General features: G+C 61.6%; 3 protein-coding genes and 1 pseudogene. 1 reads left to right on the top strand and 3 read right to left on the bottom strand.

The features are described 5' to 3' along the window. Positions 1–65: 65 nt before the first annotated feature. Positions 66–575, bottom strand: coding sequence for a hypothetical protein (locus tag EOA85_RS29845; RefSeq protein ID WP_127212141.1), 510 nt, complete (start codon positions 573–575; stop codon positions 66–68). Positions 576–873: 298 nt separating this feature from the next. Between EOA85_RS29845 and EOA85_RS29850 the strand changes: the two genes are divergently transcribed. After that, positions 874–1176 carry a hypothetical protein gene (locus EOA85_RS29850; RefSeq protein WP_127212142.1) on the top strand — a complete coding sequence of 101 codons (303 nt, stop codon included), beginning with the start codon at positions 874–876 and terminating at the stop codon, positions 1174–1176. Positions 1177–1672: 496 nt separating this feature from the next. Here the strand turns inward: EOA85_RS29850 and EOA85_RS29855 are convergent, their stop codons facing one another. Both EOA85_RS29855 and EOA85_RS39985 read right to left on the bottom strand, forming a co-directional pair. After that, positions 1673–1900, bottom strand: a complete 228-nt coding sequence (locus EOA85_RS29855) for a hypothetical protein (protein ID WP_127212143.1) — start codon at positions 1898–1900, stop codon at positions 1673–1675. 112 nt (positions 1901–2012) lie between these two features. Next, positions 2013–3579, bottom strand: a pseudogene (locus tag EOA85_RS39985) (IS66 family transposase). Positions 3580–3842 lie beyond the last annotated feature (263 nt).

The raw sequence follows: 3842 nt of genomic DNA on the forward strand, positions 1-3842 counted from the left end.
AAAACGCGGCCGGCGCCCAGGAGTGAAATCCGACGATCAAGATGCCGGCTGATCACCGGGCCACTTCACCTGTCAGGTAGGGAAAATTGGATGCCCACATTCGCGGAGACTTCGGTGCCCATTGACACGCCTTGCTTGAGGTAGGCCTCAACCCCGGGCCAAACGCCCATCTCATGAAACAGTTCTTCTGTCGCCATCTCGACCAGCACATCGAGTCGACCAACCTCACCCGTGAGCCGCAAGAACAGAGAGAGTTTCGCCGGGCTCCAGCTAGCATGGAGGCTTTCCTGGACCACGGTCCTCAACGCCTCCTGACGCGCTCTCATCGCCTCCCTGCCGTGAAAGGTAGGCCGCCCCTTGCCGACGTCTCGGGCCGCATCATGCAGCTTGATCCTGTCCCCGGCGAAGGCCTGCAACAGACCTTGGCTCAGTAGATGGCGAAGAGATTGCAACAAGATCGGACGTTCTGGTCCTCCGGCTCCGACGACATACGCACCGGCTTTCTCACGTAATGGGCGCATCACAAAGGCTGAAAAGATCCGCGACGTCGACCACGGCGCCTGGTAATCGCCCAAAGCCCCGGCCGAGGATATGTTCTTGCACCATCTCTCTGGTATGTGCTGAGCGGGCCAAGTCTGCACACAAGCTTCACCGAACCCTCATAGATTCGGCTACAGAGAGCGCATTTAGGAAGAAAAGCGGGAGACCACTCGTCAAATCGATCAACCGCTGACAATCCGCAGCATCGCCCTGACACCCCGACTCATGCGCGGCAGCAGCTATCGTATCAGGCACCCACCCCAAAAGGCTCTCGCGCGCCACGCCGATGGTGGCTTCGATCGCAGCGACTTCACCTCCGGGCGGCTAAGAAGTATGAAAGCGGATATCCCCGCCTGCCTGAATCACACGGATCAGGTCTTCAGCGGCCAGTTTGTGGACATTGTCCAGGTGCGACCGTCACGACCTCACCGCGTTCATGGATGCGGCGAGAGAGAAGTTGCAGGCGCGGCCGGAGGCGCCAGGAAGAAAGATCGCGCCGAGGCCCTGCTCGCCTGCGAGCACCCGACCAGCGATTTCTCTTGCGACGGCACTGGCAAGAGCCGCAACTGGCATGTCGGCGATGTCGAGATAGACCAGGGGTCCAGGAGCATGCTGAGCGGATTGCGCCAACCATGACGTTTTGCCTGCTCCCGAATAGCCAACGATCAAGCGAACCCGCTTGCCGTCGAAAGAACCGGCTCATCCTGCTGTACCCGATACGGGGCCGGAGGCACGGCAAATCCTGCAATTGAAGTGCCAACTGCTCAAAACGGCCGGAAGGCCCTTGCAGCAAAGACATGGTCGAGCATCGCATTTTCGCCCGTCGCCGCCATGGTGACGACGCCTGCCAGCTTCCAGACGAGTGTCTCTGGTGCGAGAGTTGCAACGGCGACGTTTCGGCCACCCTGCAACTTGCCTGCACTGCTTCCGTCAAAGAGGTTTGCGGGACAGAGAGGATGCGACCGGCAGGCTTAGCTGCTGGCCAATCGATGTTTATGTCCGAAGGCCAACCGCTTGCACCAAGCCTTTCCCACAAAGGCCCCTTCGGTTCGGCATTGCTGACGATGACGAATCGCGCAGCACCGTCCCGCCCTGCTTCGGCATGGTAACCATTCGGCCAGGGCTGCGGTGACTATGATTTCGGGCGACGGTTTTCTGCGCTAGGTTTCGGCGGTGCGTGACCCGCAGCCCTGCGCTCGTCGACGATATGCCGAAGGTTGTCGATGCCGTCTTCGGTGAAGACGACGATAGGTTTGCTTAATTCGGATGCGGGATAGTCGTCGTAGGCGCTCAGGCAACCGTCTTCCGAGAACATCTCGATCGAGCAATCGCGCAAAAAGTCTTCGTCCTCTTCGAGCATCTCGGCCACATATTTGAGGGTGTAAAGAGCGGAGTTGATATCTCATCTGACGGCCTCGTTTATTTGTAGGCCCAGATCAGGCAGCCTTATCCGCTGCGGCCGTCAGAAGGCTTCAATTCCACGGGAGCAGTCCTCGATCTGCGTGATCGGCGTGTCGGCGATGCGGGCGAGGACGTCGGCAAGCCATGCCTGCGGATCGATGCCGTTGAGCTTGGCGGTGTTGATCAGCGTCGCCATGAAGGCGGCCCGATCGGCACCTCGATCGGAGCCTGCAAATAGCCAAGCTTTCCTGCCCAGAGCAAAACCACGCAGCGCGCGTTCGGCCGCGTTGTTGGTGAGGCAAATCCGGCCATCGCCGAGGAAGGTCGTGAACCCTTCCCAGCGCTTCAGCATATAGTCGATTGGCTCGCGACCGGAGAGCTGCGCGACAGTCTTGCCCGCTCTGCCCGCATCCAGGCCTCAAGTTCGGTGGCGAGAAGACGGCTTTCCTGCCGTCGTTGCAGACGTTCGTCGGAGACGAGTCCGTTGATGTCGCGCTCGATACCAAACAGGGCGTCGATGCGTTTGACCGCCTCGAGCGCGATCGGTGAGATCGGCGCGGCGTTCTTGCCACGCTTGGCATTGGCGGCGATGTCGGCAAGTACGAAGAACTTGCGGCGCGCATGCGCCCAGCACAGCGCCTGGGTCAGCGGACTGGGATCGCGGTCCACCTTGAACAGCGGATTGTAACCGCCATAGGCATCGGCCTGCAGAATGCCGGTGAAGTTCCTCAAATGACGCTCGGGATGCTCCTGCCGCCGATCGCGCGAAGCATAGTAAGAGCGCCGCCGGTGGCGATTGCCCGCCGAACGGCCGGTCATCCCTGACATAGGTCCATGCGGCCTGTATCGGTCTTGCCCTTCGCCAGGATCGGCACGGTCGTGTCGTCGGCATGGAGACGATCAGCGGCAAGCACATGCGCCTCGATCAGCGCGTGCACCGGCTTCAGCGCCACGGCACAAGCGCCGACCTGGTCCGCAAGCGTCGACAGGCTGAGGTCGACGCCCTCCGCGGGCATAGCGCTCGCTCTGCCGGTTCAGCGGTTGATGCTGGGCGAACTTCTCGAACAGGACCATCGCCAAAAGGTTCGGTCCGGCAAAGCCGCGCGGCGTCACATGGAAGGGCGCCGGCGGCTGCGAGATCTTCTCGCATTCGCGGCAGGTGAACTTCTCGCGCACCGTCTGGATCACCTTCCACTGGCGCGGGATCACCTTCCACTGGCGCGGGATCACCTCCAGCGTCTCGGTAATGTCCTCGCCAAGCTTGGCCAGCCTGCCCGAGCCGCAGCACGGGCAGTTCCGGGGTGCGGCGATGACCACGCGCTCACGTGGCAGATGGTCGGGAAAGGGCTTGCGCGACGGGCGCTTGCGCTCGAAAGCTCGGACTGTCGATGACCGCGCTGTCAGTTCCGCCGCCAATTCGTCCTGGCTGGCCTCGGCTTCCAACTCCTCAAGCTGCAATTCCATCTGTTGGTGAAGCCTCGCCTTGCGTTCGGAGCGGCTGCCATGGATCTCGCGCTTCAGCTTCTCTATCTCCAGCCTGAGCCGCGCGATCAGCACATCGGAGTGCGAGTTCAAGGCTTGCGCGCGAGCGGCGAGCGCTTGCGCCTCACGGCGGGCCGCACGCTCGGCGAGGATCATCGCGTGCGCACTGGCAAGGTCACCGGGAAGCTGATCGGCCACATCGGTCATGGCGCGATGGAATCATATTCGCTCCCGCCAAGCCAGCGGTTTTGCTCATCCCGCCGAGCTCGGACGCCAGGTTTTTTGCGGCATCCGCCAGTCGATGCCTTCTAGTGAAGGCCTACAGGAATATCCCTGTTGGTGAGTCCGACGAATCATCGGGCGAGCTGGTCCGGGTTCTGGACCCACATCATCCGCTTTACGGCCGATCCTTCCGCCTG

The sequence above is a fragment of the Mesorhizobium sp. M5C.F.Ca.IN.020.29.1.1 genome (assembly GCF_003997375.1).
In the GTDB taxonomy this organism is placed as follows: Bacteria; Pseudomonadota; Alphaproteobacteria; order Rhizobiales; family Rhizobiaceae; genus Mesorhizobium; species Mesorhizobium wenxiniae.